This window comes from Saccharothrix obliqua, from assembly GCF_019375475.1.
Taxonomy (GTDB): domain Bacteria; phylum Actinomycetota; class Actinomycetes; order Mycobacteriales; family Pseudonocardiaceae; genus Actinosynnema; species Actinosynnema obliqua.
The window spans coordinates 616,912-639,768 of sequence record NZ_JAHXGQ010000001.1; the positions used below are offsets into that span (position 1 = coordinate 616,912).

Genomic DNA, 22,857 nt, shown 5'->3' on the forward strand with positions numbered 1-22,857 from the left:
GTATACGGTGAGGCGTATGCCAACCCCGCTCTCCTCGGAGGCCATCCGCAGCGCGCCGAAGGTGCTGCTGCACGACCACCTCGACGGTGGACTCCGCCCCCAGACGGTGATCGAACTCGCCGAAGCAAGCGGCTACCAGGGACTGCCCACCGCCGATCCGGTGGTGCTGGCCAACTGGTTCCGCGACAACGCAAACTCCGGTTCCCTGGTCCGCTACCTGGAGGGCTTCGCGCACACGTGCGGCGTCATGCAGGACGAGGCGGCGCTGGTGCGCGTCGCGTCCGAAGCCGCGCAGGACCTCGCGGCGGACGGCGTGGTGTACGCGGAGATCCGGTACGCACCCGAGCTGTTCACCGAGCGCGGCCTGAGCCTGGAGCAGGCGGTGGAGGCCGTGCAGGAGGGCTTCCGCCAGGGCGAGGCGGCGTCGGGCGGCCGGATCAGGGTGCGCACGCTGCTGTGCGCGATGCGGCAGAACGACGGCTGGCAGCGGATCGCCGACCTCGTCGTGCGCTACCGCGACCAGGGCGTCGTCGGCTTCGACATCGCGGGGCCGGAGCTGGGTTTCCCGGCGACCCGCGAGCTGTCCGCGTTCGAGTACCTGCGGCAGCAGAACGCGCACTTCACCATCCACGCGGGCGAGGCGGACGGCCCGGAGTCGATCTGGCAGGCCGTGCAGTTCTGCGGCGCCGAGCGGCTCGGCCACGGCGTGCGGCTCACCGAGGACATCAAGGACGACGTGGTCGGCGACCTCGCGGCGTACGTGCGGGACCGCCGCATCGCGCTGGAGATGTGCCCGACGTCGAACGTGCAGACCGGCGCCGTGGCGTCGCTCGCCGAGCACCCCATCAAGCGCTTGGCGGACCTGGGTTTCCGGGTCACCGTGAACACCGACAACCGCCTGATGAGCGACTGCACGGCGTCCGGCGAGTTCGAGGTGGTCGTGAACCAGTTCGGCTTCGGCTGGGACGACCTGCGCACCTTCACCGTGAACGCCGCGAAGGCCGCGTTCATCCCGCTGGACGAGCGGCGCGCGCTGATCAAGGACGTCATCGAGCCCGCGTACGCGGCGCTGCGGGGCTGAGGCGGGGCGGGGGCCGCGCGGCCCCCGCCCTCCCGGTCAGTGGACCTTGAGCCGGTCCTCGAACGCCGCCACCAGCGTCCGCCAAGCCGTGACCTCGGCGTCGTACGGCGCGCTCGGCGCGAGCCGCGTCGGGTCCGGCTTGAGCACGTACGACACCATCCAGCCCAGCGACTCCGACTGGTTGAGCGCGACCTTCACCGCGTCGTCGCCCGCCCACTCGCCGGCGTCCTCCAGCAGCTCCACCGCCAGGTCGAGCTGCGTCGGGTCCACGGCGTCCGGCCCGTCCGCGATGTCCTCGTCCAGACCCGTGAACACGTAGACGTTGTCCGGGTCCACCTCGACCTCCAGGTCGCCGCCGGTCGCCTTCACGACCAGCTCGCCCCACGTCGAGACCTCGGCCAGGTCGTTGTCGTCGGCCTCCACGATGAACCGCGACAGCGCCCGCGGCGAGCCGAACACGTCGATGCGGCCCTTGCGCCCGAGGAACACCGGCTGGTCGTCCAGGTAGCAGCGCAGCGTGTAATACTCGCCGGCCCCGGTGATGACCTTGATCGGGTCGATGCCGACCTCGCCCCAGAAGCCGACCGGCTCGTCGCCGTCCTCGTCCTCGACGTCGTCGTCATCGGCCTCGGCGGTCTCCGCGTTGGCCTCCTCGAACGCCGCCAGCTCCTGCTGGGCGACCTCCAGCGCGGCCTCGTCGACGTCCGGCGTGGTGACCACGGCGTCGATCGCGTCCAGCACCTCGTCCCACTTCTCGGCGACGACCTCGGCGATCTCGGTCCACAGCGCCTGGCCCTCGCGGCCGGTGAACGGCAGCGTGCCCTGCGGCAGGAGCGCGAAGCCCTCCGCCGAGTCCAGGACCTCGTGCACCTTCTCCAGGTCGCACACGTCGGCCAGCGAGCGCACGATCGAGACCACGTCGGCCAGCTCGCCGATCACCCAGGTGTCGGGCTCCTCGGCCACCAGCTCCGGCACGCCCACCAGGTCGAACTGGTGGTTGTCGTCCGGTGACAGCTCGCCGACCGACAGACCCGGCACGACGTGCCAGGCCGGGTGGTCGACCAGGTCGTGCTCCTCGGCCTTGCGCACGAACGCCGCCAGGTGCGCGGCGTCGGGGAAGGCGTACAGGTCCTCCTCGTGGCCGAGGAATGCCTCCCACTCCTCGCCCTCTTCCCGCCAGCGCGGAGCCCACAGGGTGACGACATCACCCTGGGTGAGCCCCAGCTCGATCGGGACGATGTCCTGTGCCATCCGACCTCCCGGTCACGCCATGCCCCTTTGCGATGCGGGGGAAAGAGTACGGGGTGGATCTCCGGCTAGCGCCGTTGACCACGGAAAGGGTCCGCGAAGAAGTCGTCGTCGTCCTCGTCGTCGCCGGGCGGAACCGCGCGGGATCCCGCGCCACCCCGCCGAGAACCCGCGGTACCACCGGCGGAGCGACCGGAACCACCCGGCTGCGGACCGCCGTATCCCGGTGCGCCCTGCCCCGGCCCGCCCTGCCCCGAGTTGCCCTGCCCCGAGTTGCCCTGCCACGGTGCGCCCTGCCACGGGCCGCCCTGTCCCGGAGTGCCCGGTCCGAGCGGCACGCCGCCGGGCGCGTACCGGCCCGGTGCGCCGGGCTGTTCGGCAGCGGGTCGCCAGGGTGCGGGCCGAGCGCCGCCCCACTGCCGCATTTCACCGGGCGGCTCGCCGCGACCCGCCTCGCCGTGCCGCGCCCCGCCGCGCGGGCCGGTCGCCGCCTCGTCGCCCCAACCGCCGCCCGCGTGCCCGGTAGCACCGCTCCCCGCCCCGTCCTCCACCCGCGCGCGCAGCGGCGGGGGCCCGGCGAAGTCCTCGATCGCCATGGCCATGCTGTCGCCGAGGGTCTTGGCCAGCTCGTTGTAGCTCGTCTGCACCGCCGCGTCGGTGGCGAGGCGCGCGGTTTCCGCCACGGCCTGCCCGAGCGCTTCCGCACCGCGCCCCAACGCCTCCGGCCGCAACCGCACCGACCGCAACGCACCCACCGCTGACGCCGTGACGGTCACCAGCCCCGACGGGTGGGTGGCCGTCCCGGTCACCCGCGCCAGCACCTCGGCCAGCCGGTCCGCCGCCGCGATCCGCTCCTCCTGCGCGCTCACCGCGGTCCCCGCAGGTACGAGGTGCCGAAGTCGTCCTCCACCGCACCCGCCGGGAAACCGATGTCGTCCAGCGCGCGGCTGGTCGCCGGGTCCACCAGCCGCGCGAGCGACTGGTGCATCCGGGCCGCCGCGTCGGCCGCCGCGCGTTCGGCGACCCGCACGATCTCGGCGCCCAGCGCGTCCGCGCCCATGTTCAGCGCGGCCTTGGAGATGCGGATCTCCCGCGGTGGCGCGCCGGGCGCGCTCACCACGGTCACCGCGCCGTCCGCGGACGACGCCCGCCCGAGCACCGGCCCGGTGCGCGCGATGTGCGCGGACACCCGCGCCTCCACTTCGGCGACCCGGTCGGCCGCGCGTGCCGTCTCGTCCACGTCCTCAGCCCGTCGGTCGGTAGAAACCCATGAAACCCATGCCGATGTTGCTGGTGCGCACCGGGTTCACCTGCACCGGGTCACCGGCCTCCACCATCTGCCCGTTGCCGATCACCATCGCCACGTGCCCGTCCCACACCACCAGGTCGCCGGGCAGCAACTGGTCCGGCGGCACGGACGCGCCCATCGCCTGCGACGACGCGGGCCGCGGGATGTCGAACCCGGCGCCCTTGTACGCCCACTGGGTGAGCCCGGAGCAGTCGGTGCCCTGCGGCGGGTTCGCGCCGCCCCACACGTACGGGGTGCCGAGCGCGGACAGGGCGTTGCGCACGGCCCGCGCGGCGGTCTCGTTGGGTGCTTCGGCGGAACTCCCGTCCGGCAGGTTCACGCCGACACCCGTGCCCGGCTGCGGCGGGATCGCGACCGGCAACCGCGGTCCGGTCGCACCGCCGCCGCCACCGCCGCCACCACCCGAGCCACCGCCGCCACCGCCCGAACCGCCACCCGAGCCCGAACCGCCGGAGCCCGAGGGACCACCGGGGGACGACGGGTCGCGCCCGCCGCCGTCGGTCGCGCCGGCCGTCCGCGTGACACCGCCGGACTCCGCGCCGAGCGGATCGCCCAGACCGGCGAAATCCGGTTTCGGCAACCCCCGGAGCTGCGCCACGACGGCGGTCAGCTCCGTGCGCACCTTGTCCAGCTCCCGCTTCGACCGGCCCTCGTAGTCGCGGGCCTTCGCGGTCACCTCGGCGGCCACCGCGAGGGTCGCGCCCGCACCGCCGAACAACCCCGCCGCGACGGCCGCCGCGAGCCGGGGCTCCGCCCAGCCGGTGAACTCGTCGATGAGTCCCTGCACGGCCTTCCGGCCGCCCTCGACGGCGGACACCGCCGTGGTCGCGGCCTGCTGCGTGGCGGTGGCGTTGCGGGTCAACGTCCCGACACCACCGGAGAACTTCGCGACGCGTTGCTGGAACGCGTTCGCGCGGTCGCCGTACCAGGTGCCGAGCGCGGCGTTCGCCGCGCCGGTGTGCCTGCCGTCGACCTCCGACAACGCGGACGAAGCCCGCCCGAAGGCGTCCGCGGCCCGGCTCGCGCCGCCCGTGTCGCCCGCCAACCTGGCCAAGTCGTCCTTCATCGGGCGCACGAGGCCCGCCAGGAATCCCGCGACGTCCACGTCAGACCTGGTACGCCCGGGTGAAGTCGGCGCTGTTGCGCGCCTCCTGCTCGCGGTAGGCGGTGGCGGTGTCGGACACGGCCGTCGCGAACGCGTCCAACCCCTCCGCGGCGGCGGCCACGCCGTCCACCTGCGCCCGCGCCGCCTGCTGGAACGCCGCGCCCAGCCCCACCTCGTCGCCGATCGCGCCGAAGCTGCCCGCGGCGAGCGACGTGGTGCCCGCCAACGTCGACGTGCCGATCGCGCCGACCTCGCCGGCCAACCCGGACGCGGCGCCGCGGTACGTCGCCAGCGCCGCGAGGTCGACGCCGAAACCCCGTTCCACCACAACCCCCCTCGAATACACCATCCGGTCGCGATACTGCCCCATCGAACGGCGTCCCGTGCGGGCTTTGACGCAGATCCTCCCCTGATGGGCGGTACCGCCCGGAGCTTTTTCACTCGATCATGGGTGAGTGGGTGTTCTGCGCCATTGGGAACGGATCGTGGCGTGGCTCGACTACCACGCCCCCTCGACCGCTGCCGCGTTCGTCCCCGGTGAGACCGCCGCGGCGGTGGAGGCGCTGGCGGTCGCGAGCGGCCTCGACCTGCCCGACGAACTGCGTGCCTGGTGGGCCGTGTGCGGCGGCACCGCCGACTTGGCGTTCGCGGAGGTGCTGCCGCCGTTCTACACGCCCCTCGGCCCCACCAACGCGCTGCGGTCGTGGCAGCTCAAGGAGCAGTTCTGGCCACGTGACCTGGACACCGAGGCAGGCGCGCCCACGGTCGGCTTCCACCCGCGTTGGCTGCCCATAGCGTTCGACGGGTGCGGTGACGCGCTCGCCGTGGACATGCGGCCCGGTGTGCTGTCCGGCTGCGTGGTCGAGTGGGACCGCGAGCGCGGCGAGATGCTGAAGCCCGAGTGGACCGGCCTGGACGAGATGCTCGACCAGGTGGCGACCTCCCTGGAGCACCTGAGCCGGATCGGCCACTGCGAACCGCTGATCACCACCGACGGCCGCCTCGGGTGGCGGACCGACTGACGTGCCGGGTGGTGCTCCGCCGAGCGCACCCGCCCGGGATCGTGACAATGGGGCCATGGCGAAGGTGTTCGTCGCGGGACCGGTGTCGTGGAACCGCCTCGTGCGGCTGGCCGAGCTGCCCCGGCCCCGACCGCACACCACGTTCGCGCGCGGCCACCGCGCGGCGGTCGGCGGCACGTCCGCGGGCAAGGCGCTGAACCTGGCCCGGCTCGGCGCGGACGTCACGCTGCGCACCGTGCTCGGCGACGACGCGCCGGGCCGCGCGGTCGCGGACGTCCTCGCCGCCGGCGGCGTGCACCTGATCGCCGAACGGGCCGCCGTCACCGAGCAGCACCTGAACCTGATGTCCGACGCGGGCGAGCGCGTGTCGATCTACCTGGAGCTGCCGGAGCTGCCCGAGCCCAGGCACGACGACCGCGCCCTGGCCGCGTTGGCGGAGGCGGACGCGGCGGTGGTCGACCTGTCCGAGCCGTCCCGCCCGCTGCTGGCCGCCGCACGCCGCATGGGCGTCCCGGTGTGGTGCGACGTGCACGACTACGACGGCACGGCCGACTACCACCGCGACTTCGTGTCCGCCGCCGACTACTTGTTTCTCAACGACGACGGCATGTCCGCCGACCGCCTGACCGCGTTCCTGGCGGACGTCACGGCGAACGGCACCCGCACCGCCGTGGCGACCCTCGGCGCACAGGGCGCCGTGGCCGCCGTGTCGGGCGGGACGCACCGTGTCGCCGCCGTGCCCGTGGACGACATCGTGGACGTCAACGGCGCGGGCGACGCGTTCTTCGCGGGCTTCCTGGTCGCCCACCTGAACGGCGCGGACGTGCCCGCGGCGCTCACCGCGGGCGCGGCCCAGGCCGCCCGGTGCCTCTGCTCGCCCGACCTGGTGTGACGCCCTCACACCCCCACTGTCACACCCCTACTGGATGCCAGACGGTCTTCGACTCCAGGAAAGCCCGCATCCGGGACAGGTCCGGTTCCCGCGTGAAGTCCTCCGCCGCCCGTGCCCGCAGCACCCGCTTCACCGTGCCCGCCGCCGACCGCTCCAGGTCGGCCCGCAACGCCTCCGGCGCACCGGTCAGGTCCAGCGCGTTCACGTCGGCGTGCGAGGCGAGCCACGGCGCGATCTCCGCGGTGCGCCCGGTCAGCACGTTCACCACGCCGCCCGGCACGTCGGAGGTGGCCAGCACCTCGGACAGCGTCACGGCGGGCAGCGGGCGGTCCTGGGACGCCACCACGACCGCCGTGTTGCCCACCGCGATCACCGGCGCGATCACGCTCACCAGCCCGAGCAACGACGACTGCCGCGGCGCGAGCACCGCCACCACACCGGTCGGCTCCGGCACGGAGAACGAGAAGTACGGCCCCGCCACCGGGTTCGCCGCCCCGAGCACGGCCGCGACCTTGTCCGTCCACCCGGCGTACCAGACGAGCCGGTCGACGGCCGCGTCCACCAGCGCCTGCGCCTTCTTGGCGGCGACGCCCTCCGCCGCGCCGACCTCGGCGGTGAACTGCTCGCGCCTGCCCTCCAGCACCTCGGCCACCCGGTACAGCACCTGGCCGCGGTTGTAGGCCGTCGCACCGGACCAGCCGCCGAACGCCTTGCGCGCCGCGACGACCGCGTCCCGCGCGTCCTTGCGGGAACCCTGCGCCGCGTTCGCCAGGAAGCCGCCCTTGGCGTCCGTCACCGGGTAGGAGCGACCGGACTCGGAACGCGGGAACGCGCCGCCGATGTAGAGCTTGTACGTCTTGGCCACGGTGACGCGGTTGTCGGTCCGCCCCAGGGAAATGCGCTCAGACATCGAGGTACGCCTCCAGCCCCGTGCGACCGCCCTCGCGGCCGAAGCCCGACTCCTGGTAGCCCCCGAACGGGGCCGTGGGGTCGAAGCGGTTGAACGTGTTGGCCCACACCACGCCGGCACGCATCTTCTGCGCCGCCCACAGGATGCGTGAGCCCTTCTCGGTCCAGATGCCCGCGGACAGGCCGTAGGGCGTGTTGTTCGCCTTCGCCACGGCCTCGTCGGGCGTGCGGAACGTCAGCACCGACAGCACCGGCCCGAAGATCTCCTCGCGTGCGATCCGCATCGCCTGCGACACGTTGGAGAACACCGTCGGCGCGAAGTAGAAACCCTTGTCCGGCAACGCGCACGACGACGTCCAGCGCTCCGCGCCCTCCGCCTCGCCGGACGCGGTCAGCTCCTCGATCTTCGCCAGCTGCTCACGCGAGTTGATCGCGCCGACGTCGGTGTTCTTGTCCAACGGGTCGCCGACGCGCAGCGTCGACACCCGCGCCCGCAGCTTCTCCAGCAGCTCCTCGGCCACCGATTCCTGCACCAGCAACCGGGAACCGGCACAGCACACGTGGCCCTGGTTGAAGAAGATGCCGTTCACGATGCCCTCGACGGCCTGGTCCAGCGGCGCGTCGTCGAACACGATGTTCGCCGCCTTGCCGCCCAGCTCCAGGGTGAGCCTCCGACCGGTGCCCGCGAGCTGCCGCTGGATGACCTTGCCGACCTCGGTGGAACCGGTGAACGCCACCTTGTCCACGTCGTCGTGCGACACGAGGGCCGCGCCGACGTCACCCGCGCCCGGGAGGATGTTCACCACGCCCGGCGGCAGGTCCGCCTGCTGGATGATCTCGGCCAGCACCAGCGCGGTCAGCGGCGTCGTCTCGGCGGGCTTGAGCACCACGGTGTTGCCGCACGCCAGCGCGGGCGCGATCTTCCACGCCGCCATCAGCAGCGGGAAGTTCCACGGGATCACCTGGCCCGCCACGCCCAGCGGCTTCGGGTCGGGGCCGTAACCCGCGTAGCCGAGCTTGTCCGCCCAGCCCGCGTGGTAGAAGAAGTGCGCGGCGGCCGTGGGGATGTCGACGTCCCGCGATTCCCTGATGGGCTTGCCGTTGTCCAGGGATTCCAGCACGGCCAGCTCACGGGCGCGTTCCTGCACCAGGCGCGCGATGCGGAAGATGTACTTGGCGCGTTCCGAGCCGGGCATCCGGCCCCAGGCGCGCTCGTAGGCGCGACGTGCCGCTTTGACGGCCTTGTCGACGTCGGCGGTGGTCGCCGTGGACACCTCGGCGAGGACTTCCTCCGTGCCGGGGTTGACGGTCTTCAGGGGTTCGCCGCCGCCCTCCACGAACTGACCGTCGACGAACATCCGGTAGGTCGGCTTGAGGTTCGCGATGTCCCGCGACTCCGGCGCGGGGGCGTAGTCCCACATGTCAGTCCACCGTCACGTAATCGGGGCCGCTGTAGTGGCCGTCCAACTGGGTGCGCCGCTGCATCAGCAGGTCGTTGAGCAGCGTCGAGGCGCCGAACCGGAACAGGTCGGGCGTCAGCCACCCGGGACCGGCGACCTCGTTGACCGCCACCAGGTACTTGACCGCGTCCTTGGTGGTGCGGATGCCGCCCGCGGGCTTCACGCCCCGCCGCTGCCCGGTCTGGGCGTGCCAGTCGCGGACCGCCTGGAGCATCACGTGCGTGACGGGCAGCGTCGCGGCGGGCGACACCTTGCCCGTGGACGTCTTGATGAAGTCCCCGCCCGCCAGCAGCGCCAGCCACGAGGCGCGGCGCACGTTGTCGTAGGTGGCGAGTTCGCCGGTCTCCAGGATGACCTTCAGGTGCGCGTCGCCGCAGGCGTGCTTGACCTGCACGATCTCGTCGAAGACCTGCCCGTAGCGGCCGGACAGGAACGCGCCGCGGTCGATCACCATGTCGATCTCGGTCGCGCCCGCGTCCACCGCGAACGCCGTGTCCTCCAGCTTCACCTTCAGGCTGGACCGGCCGGACGGGAACGCCGTCGCCACCGAGGCGACGCCGATGCCCGTGCCACCGAGTTCACCGACGGCCGCGGCCACCATGTCCGGGTACACGCAGACCGCCGCGACCCGCGGCACGTCCGGTCGCTCCGGGTCGGGGCGGCGGGCCTTCGCGGCGAGCGACCGCACCTTGCCGGGCGTGTCCGCGCCTTCCAGCGTGGTCAGGTCCACCATCGAGATGGCCGTGTCGATCGCCCACAGCTTGGCGGCCTTCTTGATGCTGCGCGTGCCCAGCCCGGCCGCGCGCTGCTCCACCCCGACCTGGTCGACACCGGGCAGTCCGTGCAGGAAGCGGCGCAGCGACGCGTCGTCGCGCACCGCGTCCGCGAGCGCCGGCGGCAACGGCGGCGCGGTCGATGTGGCAGCCATGCACCGAGTCTAAGCGGACCCGGTGCGGGGTCCTAAGCGAGCGGGTTCGCGCAGGTCAGGCGTTCAGTTCGGGGTTGTCGGACCCCTTGAGCCACTTCTTCTTGGGCCGCCGCACCTCGACGCCCGCCATCATCGCGACCCCGGTGATCCGCACGACCGGACCGCCCGGGATGGTGGGCGTCTTGTAGGTGGTGTCGTCGAACGCGCCCATGATCCCGGCGCCGTCGACGCGCACGGTCACGTCCTCCGGCACGAAGATCTCCACGCCACCCCACATGGCGAACACGCTGATGGTCGTCTCGGCCGCCGCGAAGCGCGCCCTGGACAGGTCGAGCACCACCCCGCCCATGATCGCGACCACGGTGTGGGTGGCGGGCACCACCCACTCACCCCGGCGGTCCACGCCGGACCAGAAGGCGATCGACGTGGAAGGTCCGGGCTCGCCCCCGACGCGGTTGGCGGGCAGGTGGGCCTGGAGCGGGTGCGCGACGGGCGGTACCAGCGACGTGCCGGGAATCCCCAGGTCAGCGGTCAGCGGCACCAGTTCGCCGTAGGTCTTGGCGGCGTACACCGACGCCAGCCGCTCGTCCAACTCGTGCAGGTCCAGCCGCCCCTCGCCGTGGGCCTGCTGGAGCACCTTGGCGACCTTCTCGCGATCGGCGTCCGAGGCGCGCATCTGACGGGGGTCCGGCACCAACTCGTCGCTCACCCGGGTGAGTCTAGGCCCCGATCCGCCGCACGAACCCCCGCCAGCTCACCTCAGCCACGCTCAGCACGGGGCCGTGGGGGTTCTTGGAGTCCCGAACCGCGATGGAGTCGGCTACGTGTCGGACTTCCACGCAGTTGGCCTGGCTGCTGCTGTAGCTGCTCTTGCGCCATGTGTTCATCGCGCGAACCTTCGCCAGTTGACCTTGGGCACGGTCAGGACGGGACCGTGGGGGTTCTTGGAGTCGCGTACCGCGACGGAGTCGGCGACGTGTCGGACTTCCACGCAGTTCGCCTGACTGGTGCTGTGGCTGCTCTTGTGCCATGCGCTCATCGGAGGAACCTCCGCCAGCTCACCGCAGTCACGTTCAGCACGGGGCCGTGGGGGTTCTTGGAGTCCCGTACCGCGATGGAGCCCGTCGTGCGTCGGACCTCCACGCAGTTGGCCTGGTCGCTACTGTGGCTGCTCTTGCGCCAAGCGTTCACCGCGTGAACCCCCGCCAGTTGACCTTGGGCACGATCAGGACGGGACCGTGGGGGTTCTTGGAGTCCCGAACGGCGACCGCGCCGGCCAGGTGTCGGACTTCCACGCAGTTGGCCTGGTCGGTGCTGTAGCTGCTCTTGCGCCAGGACATGGGTTCCGCTCCTCGCATCAGGTCACCTTGCCGATCAGCTTGGCGATCAGCGCCGCGGACTCATCGGGCGAGAGCGCCAAGGCACACAGCCTGTGCCAGGCAAGCGTAGCGCTTTCCAGGAAGTCGTCTTCCTCCAAGAAGGTGCTGCTGTTGCGACTTTCGACGTAAACCAGTGATGGTTGGTCGCTGAATTCCAGCATCATGAACGGGCCACTCAGTCCCGGGTGCGCCGGGCCGTCGAATGGGACCACCTGCACGATGATCCTCGGTCGTTGCGCCATGGCGGCGAGGTGTTGCAGCTGGGACCGCATCATTTCGGGGTTGCCCAGGTGCCGCCGGAGGACCGGTTCGTCGATGACCAGGTGCACACCGGCCCGGGTGAGGGCGACCTGCCTGCCCATCCGAGTCGCCACCAGCGCTTCGACCTCTGCGGCGTCGAGGGTGTCGTTGACCCCGCGCATCACCGTCGCGGCGTACTCCGCCGTCTGCGCCAGGCCCGGGATCACCAGCGGCTCGTAGTTGTGGATGCCGATCGCCTCCGCCTCGAAGTCGATCAGGTTCTTCCAGTTGCCAGGCAGCTTGCCGTGGATCGTGTGCCAGTTCCGGGTCTCTCCCGCCCGCACCAGGGCGACCAGTTCTTGCCGCAACCCGGCAGGCGCCTGGAGGAAGCCGAGTATCGCCGCCACCTCGTCCGCGTACAAACCCCGGTTCGCGGTTTCCATGCGGCTGATCTTGCTCTCTGAACACCCGATCGCCGCGGCCACCTCCGCGCAGCTCAAACCCCTCGCCAAGCGCAACGCGCGCAATTCCGTGGACACCCGGCGCTGGCGCACGGAAGCTCCCCTGCGTGTCATGGCGAAAGCGTTCCTCCTTGCCCGACGGGCAAGAAAGGGCTGTCACCCGAAGGTGCGCATTGCCGGACCCGGGCGCAAGAGAGGAGCGTATTCCACATGCGGCAGACCTGGCAGATCAGTGGTGCATTCGCGGATTGGCGGTTGACCGTCGCGATCGTCCCGCCGGACGGCGCGCCGGTGCACCCGGAACCCGACCTGGAACCGCTCGCCGAGCACTTCCGGGTGCTCGCCGAAATGGTGGAGGCGCACCACGAACTGGACCGACTCGCCACGCGCGACAGCCGCTGACCTCACCGGCGGATCGGCAACGGCTCCCGGATCGCGAGCCGGCGGATCTCCGGGTAGTACGGGTCCAGCTCACCCATCTCGAACCGGCAGTCCCGCACCATCCAGAACACGTCCTTGCTCCGCCCGCTCGGACACTTGTAAGAACCATCCGGCAGCAACGCCACATGGCCGTCCTCGTCGGCCACGAAAGTCACCAGCTCCACCCCGTCACGCGAATGCCACAGCCGAGCCGTCCGGTCCTCACCTCCGGTCGCGAGGTACCGGCCATCCAGCGAAAACGCCACCGCGCGCACCGCACCCGTGTGCCGCACAAGGCTGTGCAACAGGTTCCCGCTCGCATCCCACACGCGCGCCACGCCGTCCGACGACGCCGTGGCGATCCGTCCATCCGACGCGATGGCCACGTCCCACACGGCGCGCCCGACGGAAATCTCCCCGAGCTGCACGCCATCCACCGACCACAACAACACGTGGCCGTCCAAGGAGCCGGTGGCGACGATCCGCCCGTCCCGCGAGAACGCCACGGACACGATGTCGGACAGGTGGTTGACGAGTTCCCGATCAACCCCACGGCGCCATATCCGCGCCACGCCGCCCTCATGGCCGACAACGATGCGTGAGCCGTCGGGGGAGTAGGCGACGCACGTGGCAGCCCGGGTGCTGCTCGGCTGGAGTCCCGATTGTTGGTCCGGACTGTTCGTGTTCCAGAACAACAACCCACCGGTGTCCGTCACCCCAACGACTCGGCGGCCACGCGGCGCGAACGCCACCGACCGCACCCGGACACCGGTGTCGAAGGTGATGTCCTCCTCCCCGGGCGCCTCCAGGTACGCGCCGGCGTTGCTGCTCACCGCCAACGCGCCGTCCTCGGCCAGGTCGGCCGCCTCGATCCGGCCGGGGAAGATGTGGTGCTCGTCGACCACCCCGTCACCGATGTCCCACAACCGCACCCCGGTCTCCGACGCCACCATCAACCGCCGACCGTCCGCCGTGAACCGCACGGCGACCACCGCCGAGTAGGTCAACGGCGTCGTCAGCACTGCCAGGAAGCGCTCGCTGTCCGTGCGCTCGTCCTGCCGGATGACGACCCGCGCCCGGTCCCGCGTGCTGGACGCCGCGGCGGCCAGCTCCGGCCGGTCCGCACCCGTCACACCGAGCAGCGCGGCGCCCTCCCACCGGCTGCCGGTGAGGACCGCGTCGGTGAGGCTGCCGCCGAACACCCGCACCCCGCGGCAATCCGCGCCGGTCAGGTCCGCGTCGCCGAGGTCCATCCCCACCAGGCGCTGCCCGCTGAGGTCCGCGCCCGCCAGGTTCGCGCCACGCAGGTTCAACGCACCGAGGTCCGCACCACGCAGGTCGACGCCTTCCAGGCCGAGCACCTGCCTCCGCAACCGGGTCGCGACCGCGGTGGCGTTCTGCTTCGCCGCGTCGCCCGCGTCGTCGGCCGCCAGCACCGCCCGCGCCCACGCCAGCGCGGCGTCGTGACCCGCCAGGTCGCAGAAGAAGTCGACCATCAGCCTGGACATCCGGCGGTCCGCGACGACGACCTCGTCCCGCCCGGCACGCAGGTCGTCCGCCGCGACCTTCGCGACCAGCCACTCCACCACCGACTGGTGCACGAACGCGAAACCCTCGTCGGTGCGCACCAGCAGCGTCCCCGACCCGACGGCGTGCGCGGCCTGGTCGATGGTGTAGCCGCGGTCGGCGAGCCTGGTCAGCCGCGACACCACGGCGTCGGTGAGGTCGCCGGTCTGCACGGTGGTCGCGGTCGTCTGCCACAGGCGCAACGCCAGCGCGGTGCACGCCGCCAGCCGTTCCGCGCCGTCGAACGACGGCGTGCCGAGCCGGTGCTGCTGCCGGTCGGCCTCGTGCACCAGCCAGAAGTCCACCAGCTCCCGGTACAGCTCGGCCGCGCTGATCCGGCCGTGCTCGCGGCGGATCTCCAGCAGCCGGTCCTCGTCCAGGTCGGCGATGAACGACAGCATCCGCGGGTTGCGGGACAGCCCCAGCAGGTCGCTGATCACGCCGAGCAACGCGAAGCGCCGCGTCGCCCGGCCCGGGTCGCCGTAGTGGCGGGTCAGGAAGTCCACGATCTGGTCGTCGCCGAAGTCCTCCAGCACCACGCCCCGGCTCGCGGACAACGCCGACACCCGCTGCCCCAGCGCGGTCAGCACCTGGTTGGTGGACCGGAAGTGCTGGGTGCGGCTGGTCAGCACGACCTTCGCCCGGTCGGTGACGGCCTGGAGCAGCGTGCCGAGGTAGTCGGCGGCGTTGTCGTAGCCGACGCGCAGCTCCAGCTCGTCGAAGCCGTCGAACAACAACGCCAGCCGCCCGCTGCTGATCATGTACCGGAGCTTGGTCACGTCCACCGCGTCGACGCCCTCGCGCACCAGGTGCTGCGCCAGCAGCTCGTCCAGCGACGGCGCCTTCTCCAACCGGCGCAGCTCCACCAGCACCGGCAGCAGGCCGGGCAGGTGCTCGGGCAGCACGCGCGTCAACTGCCGCAGCAGGAACGACTTGCCGCGCCCGAAGTCGCCCAGCACCACGACGAACCGGGCCTGCTCGCGGCCGAGCGCGTCGATGACGTGCGCCAGGACGTCGTCCGCCACCTCCGCCGCTCCGAGCACCGTGAACCGTTGCGGGACGTAGAGTTCCGCCGGGTACACGCGGTCCGATGCGAGCGCACGCGCCTGACGCTCGACCAGCGGTCGCAGGTCCACCAAGCCCTGGTACTCCACGAAGCTCCGCAGTCGGACACCTCGGCGTTGCGCGAAGAGCGTCACTTCCGGTTCGGCGGGCGGTCCGCTGTAGACGAGTTCGGACGGCACCGAGGGATCGGCCGCCGCGAACGCCTCGTGCACCCGCGTGACGAACTGACGGACGTCATCGGTGGTCACGGGCCCCGAAGCCACACCCACGGGCCACTGCTCGAAACCACCGCCCACGCGGGGTTTCGACACGCGCAGGTACCACTCGTCGGGCCGTGGCGTGATGGTCGCCGTCGGGTGGGACACGGTTGTCGCCTCGTGCACGCGCTCGAAGAACGTGCCGCGCAACGACGGCGACCGGTCCACCAGCATCCGGTTGACCGAGCCGAACGCGACCTGCGCCGACTCCCACTCGACCGCGATGTCCTCCGTCCCGGCCGTCACCCACCCGTCGCGGAACCGGCGCACGGTGCGGCCGATCTCCATGGGGCGCAACGAGAGCAACTGGTACGTGCCCTCGGTGACGGGCAGCAGCGGCACGCCGCCGGGCAGCCGGCCCGCGTCGCCCGGACCCGTCAGGCACAGGCTCAGGCGGTCGCGCTCGCCGAACCGGTGGTCGGCCACCCAGCGGTGCACCGCGCCCAGCCGCAGCCACCCGCGCAGCCGGTAGTCCCGCAGCAGCGCCAGGAACCGGGTGGTCTGCCGCTCGCCGAGGTGCGCGCCCGAGTCCCGGTGGCTGTCGTGGAACGTGGAGTTGAACCCGGCCACCACCACCGCCAGGTCCGGCACCTCGAACAACGACCACGGCTCGTCCGGCGTGAACGTCGCCCGGCCCTGGTAGAACTCGTCGAACGCCGCCGCGTACGGGCCCCACTTCGGCCAGTACGGCGGCACCGGCGCCCGTTCCAGCGCCTCCTCCTGCGCGAAGTACGCCTGGCACGCCAACCGGTTCACGTCCCGCGTGCCCGGCACCACCACGACCCGGTCGCGCGGCAGCTCCACCGCCTCCGCCAGGTGCGCGAGGAACCGGAACCCGCGTTCGAACCCGCTCGGCCGGCCGTCCTCGGTCAGGTCGCCGGTGAACACCACGAGGTCCGGGCGCTCGTCGGCGAGCGAGTCGTGCAGCGGCCCGAACCAGCGCTCGTCCGGGCCGAACCGCACCGATGCCACGTGCAGCGCGGTGATCGCGTCGGCCCGGCGCGTCGGGCGCGGCCACACCGCGCGCAACCGCTCGGCCGGGATCGCCTGCCCGGCCGCCGTGACGACGCCCACGACCCGGTCGGTGGCCGGGTCCCACACCGGTCCGCCGAGGTAGCCGGGTCCGGTGCCCGTCGGGCCGACGTCGAGCCGCACCAGGCGTTCGTCCTCCTCGCCGTGCACGACCGCACGCACCCGTGCGCCGTCCGGCCGGTCGTAGAGGAAGCCGAACACCTCCACCGGGTGTCCCGGCCGCGGTGGCGTGGCGACCAGCTTCACGGGCGTCGCGGCAGGTGGCAGGTCCAGCGCCAGGACGCACACGTCGTCGCCGGGGAGCCCCGGCGGCGTCCAGGTGTGGACGGTCGCCGTGACGACTTCCCTCGCGAAACGCACGCGCACCGGCCCGTCCGGGCGTTCCACCGCACGGGCGTCTCGACCCAGTGCGACGTTGACGACGTGTGAGGGGGTGATGACGCGCGTAGGGCTCATCACGACACCCACGCCCACCGTGTGCCCCGCGCTGTCCGTGAACCGCACGACGGAGGTCGATAAGGAGCCGGCGGGCATCGCTAACTGGTACCACATACTGTTCGGCCATGGACGTCTTCGTTGTCGAACATCCCCTGGCCAGGGCGCGCTTGACCACCATGCGCGACGCCCGCACGGACAACGCGGCGTTCCGCGCCGCGTTGCACGAGTTGACCGTGATGCTCGTGTACGAAGCCACCCGCGACATGCCCGTGGCCGAGGAGAAAGTGCACACGCCCGTGGCGCGCACCACCGGCTACCGGCTGGCGAACCCGCCGTTGCTGGTGCCCGTGCTGCGCGCCGGGCTCGGCATGGCCGACCAGGCGCACAAGCTGATCCCGGACGCGCAGATGGGTTTCGTGGGCCTCGCCCGCGACGAGGAAACCCTCCAGCCGACGCCCTACATGGAATCGCTGCCCGAATCGCTCGCCGGGCGTCCGGTGTTCGTCCTGGACCCGATGCTCGCCACGGGCGGCTCGATGCTCTACACGATCCGGTTGTTGATCGACCGCGGCGCGACGGACGTGACGGCCGTGTGCGCGCTCGCCGCGCCGGAAGGCATCCGCAAGCTGGAGGAGTCGGGGCTGCCGATGCGCATGGTGACCGCCAGCGTCGACGAGCGCCTGAACGACTCGGGTTTCATCGTCCCGGGGCTCGGCGACGCCGGCGACCGCCAGTACGGCGCGGTCTGACCCGTCAGCCCAGTTCGGCGGCGTGGTCGGCCGCCCACTCCGCGAGGGTCCGGCCGCGCCTGCCCACGACCTCCTGGAACGTCGGCTGCACGCTCGGCGGTTCCTCGTTGTGCTGGGCGGCGTAACCCATCAGGTACTCGGCGGCGTCCCACGGCACGCCCACGTCGCGGATCAGCGCCGCCCGCGCCTGCCCGTAGGTGACCTGCTCGAACCCGATCGCCCGGCCGAGGCCCGCCCCGATCGCCGCGGCCTGCTGCCGGTGGGTCAGCGCTTCGGGTCCGCTGAGCCGGTACGCGCGACCGTGGTGCCCGTCCTCCAGCAACGCGCGCACGGCGACCTCCGCGATGTCCGCCTCGTGCACGGGCGCGCCGACGGCGTCCGGGTACGCGAAGCGCACGACGTTCTCCTTCCGGATCGTGTCGGCCCAGATGAGCTTGTTGGACATGAACTCGCCGGGCCGCACGTGCGTCCACTCCAGACCGGACGCCTCGACGACCTTCTCCACCGTCTCCAACGCCTCGTAGCTGCCGGGGCGTCGCACGGCCACCGCGTCGCTGGAGAGCAGCACGACCCGGCGGAGGTCTGTGGCGTGCCGGAGGAAGTCCTCGGCGAGGGCGGCCACGTCGGGCGCGACCACCACCGGGTTGAGGAAGACCGCCGTCACGCCCGCCAGCGGCAGTTCGGCGGGCCGGGTCAGGTCGCCTTTCACAGTCACCACGCCCGCGGGCAGGTCCGCTTTGTCCGGGTTGCGGGTCAGCGCCCGGAAGTCGACACCCGCCGTCACCAGTTGCCGGACCACGTGCCCACCCACGTTGCCGGTCGCTCCGGTCACCAGGATCGTCACCGTTCCCCCTAGTCGATAGCTGTTCAAACTTGAGGACGGCGACGTTAGCGCGCTGCCCCGCCACCGCGCACATGCAAACTTTTGCAACAACTGTGAAATGTGAGTCCGAAGGCAACTCACCGGTATGCCCTGATTCGGCCGTTCGGCCGTAGAGGTGGTCTAGACCTCAGCCCTACCGTGGTCTGGACCACACTTCCGCTGCCGCCGTCACCGCGAGGAGAAGCATGAAGAGCAGGAGATGGGTGTTCCCCGCCCTCCTGGTTTCCGCTCTCACCCTGTCGCTCGCCCCGACCGCGCAGGCCCACGGGTCCGGCGGCCACGGCGGGGGGCACGGGAAAGCGCCTCGCACCGTCGGTTACTACACCAACTGGAGCGGCTACGACCGCAACTTCCTGGTGAAGGACCTGGTCACCAACGGCACCGCACCGCGGCTCACGCACCTGAACTACGCGTTCGGGTTCCTGGACGAGAGCGGCAAGTGCGTCAGCTCCGACCCGTGGGCCGACTACCAGCGCCCGTTCAGCGCGGAGCAGAGCGTCAACGGCCGGACCGACGACGCCGGCCAGCCGCTGCTCGGCAACCTCAACCAGCTCAAGCAGCTCAAGGCCAAGTACCCGAAGCTGCGGGTGAACATCTCGCTCGGCGGGTGGACCGGCTCCAAGTTCTTCTCCAACGCGGCCCTGACGCCGGAGTCGCGTGCGGCGCACGTGCGGTCGTGCATCGACCTGTGGCTCAAGGGGAACCTCGTCGGCGCGGCGCCCGGTGCGGCGGCCGGTCTGTTCGACGGCATCGACCTCGACTGGGAGTGGCCCGCGAGCGAAGGCGCGCCGGGCAACGTGATCCGGGCCGAGGACCGCGAGAACTTCACCGCCCTGCTGCGTGAGTACCGCTCGCAGCTCGGCCGGCTCACCTGGCGCACCGGCAAGACGTACGACCTGACGGCGTTCCTGCCGGCGAACCCGGCCATGGTGGACCGCGGCTTCGAGGTCCCGAAGGTGTTCAACCTGCTCACTTTCGCGACCGTGCAGGGCTACGACTACCACGGCGCGTGGGAGTCCGTGACGAACCAGCAGTCGGCCGTGCGCACACCCGCCGCGGACCCGACGTCGCCGAAGTTCAGCACGCAGGTCACCGTGGACCACTACCTGCGCAAGGGCGCGCCACGCGACAAGATCGTGCTCGGGGTGCCGTTCTACAGCCGCGGCTGGACCGGTGTGCGCAACCAGGACAACGGCCTCTTCCAGCCCGCGACCGGACCCGCGCCCGCCACCTACGAGGCCGGGTACGAGGACTACCGCATCCTCAAGGCGCAGTTGGGCAAGTTCAAGGTGCACCGCGACGCCAAGGCGGGCCACGCCTGGTTGTTCGACGGCACGACGTTCTGGACGTGGGACGACCCGACGGAGATGAAGCGCAAGGGTCGGTACGTGGCGGAGCGGCGGCTCGGTGGCGCGATGGCCTGGTCGCTCGACGGCGACACCGCCGACGGCGAGCTGATCCGCGCCCTCAAAGACGGACTGTCCTGATCGGGGCAGTTCACCGGGGTCCGGGGAGGTTTCGCGGCGGCCGCCTCCCCGGACCCCACCCTGACGCCACCGGCGGACCTCCGGGTCCACCGGTGGCGTTTCGGCGCTGGTGGCTGGTGACGCCCGGCCGGCACGCGGGCGTGCGACCGGTCACCTGCGGCGCCAGCCCTCCACCTGTGCGCGGATGGCCTGCTCGTAGCCGGGGGCGATCTCCACGCCCGGCGGCAGGTTGCCGTTCAGCTCCAGGCTGACCAGGCCGTGCACCATGCCCCAGAGGGAGAGGGCGATCCGCTCCTGCGGTTCGGCCACGAACGCGCCCGCCTCGATGGCGCGGGCGACGCTCTCCAGCAGCGGCACGAACGTCTGGGCCGCCGCGGTGTAGGTGTCCTCGGACGGTTCGAAGTTCGGGACCACCTTGCTGAACATGACGAGGTAGAACTGCGGGTCGGCCAGGGCGCTGTCGCGGTAGACGAGGCCCAGCCGGACGATGTCCTCGACGGGGTCGTCGGTCGGCGGCAGGGTGGCGAGGCGTTCCCCGAAGCGGCGGAACGCCTCCTCGTAGAGGGCGTCGAGGAGCGCGGGTTTGCCGCCGAACAGCGAGTACACGGCGGTGGTCGAGGTGTTGACATCCGCTGCCAGCCTGCGCAAGCTCAGTGCGCCCGGTCCTTCCGTGGACAGCAACTCGCCCGCTCTGTGCAGCAGGCGCGCCCGGAGGGCGTCGTCGTGCGTTTTGGGTCTCGGCATCGGCTGATTCTATCGGCAACAGCGTTATAAAACTCGGTCTGGTCAGCGTGGTATCAAGTTGGTACCGTCCTGGGCATGGCGATGACCCTGCGTCTGAACGACGAGGAGAACCGGCGGCTCGGCGAGCTGGCCGCCGCGGAAGGCCGGTCGAAGCAGGAGGTCGTGCGGCTGGCGCTGGCCGAGCGGTGGGCGCGGTTGCAGAAGGAGGAGCAGCTGTCCGAGGTGCTCGGGCGGGTGCTGCCGAAGTACCGCGGGCTGCTGGAGCGCCTCGGCTCTTCCTGAGGGCTGTTCGCGTTTTTTCCTTGCTGCACGCGGCGCATGTGACTAGTCCACACGTTCGAGTGATCACCGCTGACGTTCGAACTGATGTTCGATAGTCTGAGTTCATGCAGCTCAATCGCCGTAAGCAGATCCTGTCCCGCGTGGCCCGGTGCGAACGCGCCCGAACGGCGCCGGCGCCCCGGTATGGTGCGCCGTTGAAGATCGGGCCACGTCCGGTGCGCACCCCCTCGGTGCCCCGCGAGGTCGACAACATCCTCGCCGCCGGACGGGCGGTCAGGCGATACAGACCTGAGGTGATGAGCGGTGATGCCGGTGGCATCCCGGACGCGGCGTGGCCGCGCCGCCGTACCCATCGCCCAGGACAGGGAGCGCGTCAAGCAGTGGTCAACTACCTCGACGCCGGCGACTTGCTCGTGCTGGCGACCGCCGTCACCGGTGGAGACCTGGTCGTGCGCGACTTAGGTCTACTCGACTCCGCCGCGCACCGTCCCCGAGCTACCGTGCTCGGCGTCGAGGCGTACGACACGCTCTGGCAAAAAGCCGCGGCCCTGCTCGACTCCATAGTCCGCACCCGCCCCCTCGTCGAGGGCAACTGGCGCCTGGGCTGGGTGGCCGCCGTGACCCTGTGCGACATCAACGGCTGGTGGGTCGACGCCGACGAGGACGAGGCTTTGGACCTGGTACGTGCTTTGGGGCGGGACCAACTGGACGTCCCCGGCATCGCGACCCATTTGGAGGCGTGGGCCAGCCCAAAAGCCCAATGACCCCACCAGAGCCGACCGAAACGGACCCGCCAGACCAACCCATCCCACCGCCCAGGCGCCCCTAACCCCAGCGCCTCACCCGCGCCCCTCAACCCTGCGCCCTAACCCGCGCCTTCAACCCGCGCCTTCAACCCTGCTACTAACCCCTGTGCCCTAACCCCTGCGCCGGCCCACCCACCCTCGTCCTCCCGGGCCGGCCCCTCACCCCGTCATCACCCATCCCTGCCGCCTCCAACCAGCCCACCCCCAGGCCCTGCCGTGCCCTGCTCTGCCGCACCCTGCTCCGCGGCGCGCTGTCGCTGCTGCGATCCGGCTCTGCCGCGGTCCACGCTCCGGCGCTCTCACTCCTCGCCCGTCGCCCTCCAAGCCCCATCACCTCATCTCCTCGTCTGCCGCCCCATCCCCCTGCGCCTGCCCGCTTCCCCTTCCCCCTTCCGTCTTCCCGCGTCCTGCACCCGCTCCGCACCCCTGTCACCGACCTTCGGCCCCCTCCTGCGCTCCGCCCGCGCCGGCTCCTGCTCCCGCTCCGGCCCGCCGCTTCCACCCCGCAGGCTTGCCCTGCACCGCGACCCGGCCCCTCAGCCCTCGCCTCCCATCCCCACCCCCAGCCCGCAGGCATCAGAGCCCAGCGCTGGCACCCAGGAACCCAACCCAGCACGTCAGGTAACGGAAACAGTCCCGAGTAGACAGAACGGGTTGACCTGGAGCGCGCTCCAACTCCTACCGTCTGGGCGTGACTTACTCGATCGCTCAAGCAGCCGGGCGTAGTGGGTTGTCGGTCGACACCCTGCGCTACTACGAACGGATCGGGCTGATCGACCCGCCTGCCCGGGACTCCGGTGGGCGGCGTAGTTACAGCGAGGACGACCTCGGGTGGTTGTTCTTCCTCACCCGGTTGCGCACGACGGGTATGCCGATCCGCATGATGCGTGAGTACGCCCAGCTCAGGCACCGCGGCACGACCACCGCGGTGCAGCGCAAGCAGATGCTCCTCGAGCACCGCGCCGCGGTCCGCGCACGGATCGCCGAACTCCAGTCGTGCCTGGAGGTGCTGGACTACAAGATCACGCACTACGAGCAGTTCGAGCACAGCGAAGGGATCACCGCGTGACACTCCTCGGCACCCTCGAAGTCGG

26 protein-coding genes are annotated in these 22,857 nt (G+C 71.5%); 9 read left to right on the top strand and 17 right to left on the bottom strand.

Annotated elements, in window-relative coordinates; genetic code table 11:
• Positions 1 to 16: 16 nt before the first annotated feature.
• On the top strand, positions 17 to 1,081 hold the full coding sequence (locus KZQ38_RS03095; protein WP_219438139.1) for an adenosine deaminase: 1,065 nt from the start codon (positions 17 to 19) through the stop codon (positions 1,079 to 1,081).
• Between the two features lie 36 nt (positions 1,082 to 1,117).
• Here KZQ38_RS03095 and KZQ38_RS03100 read toward each other — a convergent pair whose 3' ends face one another.
• The 5 genes from KZQ38_RS03100 to KZQ38_RS03120 all read right to left on the bottom strand — a co-directional run bounded on the left by KZQ38_RS03100 (position 1,118) and on the right by KZQ38_RS03120 (position 5,092).
• Positions 1,118 to 2,332 (bottom strand): SatS C-terminal domain-containing protein, encoded by a 1,215-nt coding sequence (locus KZQ38_RS03100; protein ID WP_219438141.1) that lies wholly within the window; start codon positions 2,330 to 2,332, stop codon positions 1,118 to 1,120.
• Between the two features lie 65 nt (positions 2,333 to 2,397).
• Positions 2,398 to 3,198: a YbaB/EbfC family nucleoid-associated protein gene (locus KZQ38_RS36890; RefSeq protein ID WP_219438143.1), complete on the bottom strand. Its 801-nt coding sequence runs from the start codon at positions 3,196 to 3,198 to the stop codon at positions 2,398 to 2,400.
• On the bottom strand, positions 3,195 to 3,569 hold the full coding sequence (locus KZQ38_RS03110; protein WP_257900582.1) for a YbaB/EbfC family nucleoid-associated protein: 375 nt from the start codon (positions 3,567 to 3,569) through the stop codon (positions 3,195 to 3,197). The genes KZQ38_RS36890 and KZQ38_RS03110 overlap by 4 nt, the downstream gene beginning before the upstream one ends.
• A 4-nt stretch (positions 3,570 to 3,573) precedes the next feature.
• Positions 3,574 to 4,743, bottom strand: coding sequence for a C40 family peptidase (locus tag KZQ38_RS03115; RefSeq protein ID WP_219438145.1), 1,170 nt, complete (start codon positions 4,741 to 4,743; stop codon positions 3,574 to 3,576).
• A gap of 1 nt (position 4,744) precedes the next feature.
• Positions 4,745 to 5,092 (bottom strand): hypothetical protein, encoded by a 348-nt coding sequence (locus KZQ38_RS03120; protein ID WP_257900583.1) that lies wholly within the window; start codon positions 5,090 to 5,092, stop codon positions 4,745 to 4,747.
• 106 nt (positions 5,093 to 5,198) lie between these two features.
• Here KZQ38_RS03120 and KZQ38_RS03125 point away from each other — a divergent pair, with 106 nt between their 5' ends.
• Together KZQ38_RS03125 and KZQ38_RS03130 are read left to right on the top strand one after the other, a co-directional pair.
• Entirely contained in the window at positions 5,199 to 5,765 is a 567-nt protein-coding gene (locus KZQ38_RS03125) for an SMI1/KNR4 family protein (RefSeq protein WP_219438149.1), read from the top strand.
• A gap of 55 nt (positions 5,766 to 5,820) precedes the next feature.
• Positions 5,821 to 6,657 carry a carbohydrate kinase family protein gene (locus tag KZQ38_RS03130; protein ID WP_219438152.1) on the top strand — a complete coding sequence of 279 codons (837 nt, stop codon included), beginning with the start codon at positions 5,821 to 5,823 and terminating at the stop codon, positions 6,655 to 6,657.
• A gap of 19 nt (positions 6,658 to 6,676) precedes the next feature.
• On the opposite strand, the gene KZQ38_RS03135 is transcribed toward KZQ38_RS03130, so the two are convergent.
• The 9 genes from KZQ38_RS03135 to KZQ38_RS03175 are packed head-to-tail and all read right to left on the bottom strand — an operon-like array spanning position 6,677 to position 12,127.
• Positions 6,677 to 7,567 carry an aldehyde dehydrogenase family protein gene (locus tag KZQ38_RS03135; protein WP_219438154.1) on the bottom strand — a complete coding sequence of 297 codons (891 nt, stop codon included), beginning with the start codon at positions 7,565 to 7,567 and terminating at the stop codon, positions 6,677 to 6,679.
• Positions 7,560 to 8,987, bottom strand: coding sequence for an aldehyde dehydrogenase family protein (locus KZQ38_RS03140; RefSeq protein ID WP_219438156.1), 1,428 nt, complete (start codon positions 8,985 to 8,987; stop codon positions 7,560 to 7,562). The genes KZQ38_RS03135 and KZQ38_RS03140 overlap by 8 nt, the downstream gene beginning before the upstream one ends.
• Position 8,988: 1 nt before the next feature.
• Complete coding sequence (gene deoC / locus KZQ38_RS03145; protein WP_219438158.1) at positions 8,989 to 9,954, bottom strand: deoxyribose-phosphate aldolase; 966 nt, start codon at positions 9,952 to 9,954, stop codon at positions 8,989 to 8,991.
• 55 nt (positions 9,955 to 10,009) lie between these two features.
• The gene (locus KZQ38_RS03150; RefSeq protein ID WP_308258213.1) at positions 10,010 to 10,663 is read right to left on the bottom strand and encodes a DUF1707 SHOCT-like domain-containing protein; all 654 of its coding nucleotides are present in this window, start codon (positions 10,661 to 10,663) and stop codon (positions 10,010 to 10,012) included.
• Positions 10,664 to 10,673: 10 nt separating this feature from the next.
• The gene (locus KZQ38_RS03155; RefSeq protein WP_219438160.1) at positions 10,674 to 10,841 is read right to left on the bottom strand and encodes a DUF397 domain-containing protein; all 168 of its coding nucleotides are present in this window, start codon (positions 10,839 to 10,841) and stop codon (positions 10,674 to 10,676) included.
• Complete coding sequence (locus KZQ38_RS03160) at positions 10,838 to 10,993, bottom strand: DUF397 domain-containing protein (protein WP_219438162.1); 156 nt, start codon at positions 10,991 to 10,993, stop codon at positions 10,838 to 10,840. The genes KZQ38_RS03155 and KZQ38_RS03160 overlap by 4 nt, the downstream gene beginning before the upstream one ends.
• Positions 10,990 to 11,145 (bottom strand): DUF397 domain-containing protein, encoded by a 156-nt coding sequence (locus KZQ38_RS03165; protein WP_219438164.1) that lies wholly within the window; start codon positions 11,143 to 11,145, stop codon positions 10,990 to 10,992. Before KZQ38_RS03165 ends, KZQ38_RS03160 begins: the two co-directional genes overlap by 4 nt.
• Positions 11,142 to 11,312 carry a DUF397 domain-containing protein gene (locus KZQ38_RS03170; protein ID WP_372452200.1) on the bottom strand — a complete coding sequence of 57 codons (171 nt, stop codon included), beginning with the start codon at positions 11,310 to 11,312 and terminating at the stop codon, positions 11,142 to 11,144. The genes KZQ38_RS03165 and KZQ38_RS03170 overlap by 4 nt, the downstream gene beginning before the upstream one ends.
• Positions 11,312 to 12,127 (bottom strand): helix-turn-helix domain-containing protein, encoded by an 816-nt coding sequence (locus KZQ38_RS03175; RefSeq protein ID WP_308258214.1) that lies wholly within the window; start codon positions 12,125 to 12,127, stop codon positions 11,312 to 11,314. Before KZQ38_RS03175 ends, KZQ38_RS03170 begins: the two co-directional genes overlap by 1 nt.
• 117 nt (positions 12,128 to 12,244) lie before the next feature.
• On the opposite strand from KZQ38_RS03175, the gene KZQ38_RS03180 reads away from it, so the two are divergent.
• Positions 12,245 to 12,436, top strand: coding sequence for a hypothetical protein (locus KZQ38_RS03180; protein ID WP_219438168.1), 192 nt, complete (start codon positions 12,245 to 12,247; stop codon positions 12,434 to 12,436).
• Positions 12,437 to 12,438: 2 nt separating this feature from the next.
• Here the strand turns inward: KZQ38_RS03180 and KZQ38_RS03185 are convergent, their stop codons facing one another.
• Positions 12,439 to 16,830: an NACHT domain-containing protein gene (locus KZQ38_RS03185; protein ID WP_219438170.1), complete on the bottom strand. Its 4,392-nt coding sequence runs from the start codon at positions 16,828 to 16,830 to the stop codon at positions 12,439 to 12,441.
• Between the two features lie 107 nt (positions 16,831 to 16,937).
• On the opposite strand from KZQ38_RS03185, the gene upp reads away from it, so the two are divergent.
• Entirely contained in the window at positions 16,938 to 17,561 is a 624-nt protein-coding gene (gene upp / locus KZQ38_RS03190) for a uracil phosphoribosyltransferase (protein ID WP_219438171.1), read from the top strand.
• A 4-nt stretch (positions 17,562 to 17,565) separates the two neighbouring features.
• Here upp and KZQ38_RS03195 read toward each other — a convergent pair whose 3' ends face one another.
• A complete protein-coding gene (locus KZQ38_RS03195) occupies positions 17,566 to 18,405 on the bottom strand; it encodes an SDR family oxidoreductase (RefSeq protein ID WP_219438173.1) in 840 nt (279 codons plus the stop codon).
• 224 nt (positions 18,406 to 18,629) lie between these two features.
• Between KZQ38_RS03195 and KZQ38_RS03200 the strand changes: the two genes are divergently transcribed.
• Complete coding sequence (locus KZQ38_RS03200) at positions 18,630 to 19,931, top strand: glycoside hydrolase family 18 protein (protein WP_219438175.1); 1,302 nt, start codon at positions 18,630 to 18,632, stop codon at positions 19,929 to 19,931.
• A gap of 150 nt (positions 19,932 to 20,081) precedes the next feature.
• Here KZQ38_RS03200 and KZQ38_RS03205 read toward each other — a convergent pair whose 3' ends face one another.
• A complete protein-coding gene (locus KZQ38_RS03205; RefSeq protein WP_219438177.1) occupies positions 20,082 to 20,675 on the bottom strand; it encodes a TetR/AcrR family transcriptional regulator in 594 nt (197 codons plus the stop codon).
• Positions 20,676 to 20,750: 75 nt separating this feature from the next.
• On the opposite strand from KZQ38_RS03205, the gene KZQ38_RS03210 reads away from it, so the two are divergent.
• The 3 genes from KZQ38_RS03210 to KZQ38_RS03220 all read left to right on the top strand — a co-directional run bounded on the left by KZQ38_RS03210 (position 20,751) and on the right by KZQ38_RS03220 (position 22,832).
• On the top strand, positions 20,751 to 20,957 hold the full coding sequence (locus tag KZQ38_RS03210) for a type II toxin-antitoxin system VapB family antitoxin (protein ID WP_219438179.1): 207 nt from the start codon (positions 20,751 to 20,753) through the stop codon (positions 20,955 to 20,957).
• A gap of 104 nt (positions 20,958 to 21,061) precedes the next feature.
• Positions 21,062 to 21,721, top strand: a complete 660-nt coding sequence (locus KZQ38_RS36895; protein ID WP_308258215.1) for a type II toxin-antitoxin system death-on-curing family toxin — start codon at positions 21,062 to 21,064, stop codon at positions 21,719 to 21,721.
• A 733-nt stretch (positions 21,722 to 22,454) separates the two neighbouring features.
• Positions 22,455 to 22,832 (top strand): MerR family transcriptional regulator, encoded by a 378-nt coding sequence (locus tag KZQ38_RS03220; RefSeq protein ID WP_219438181.1) that lies wholly within the window; start codon positions 22,455 to 22,457, stop codon positions 22,830 to 22,832.
• Positions 22,833 to 22,857 lie beyond the last annotated feature (25 nt).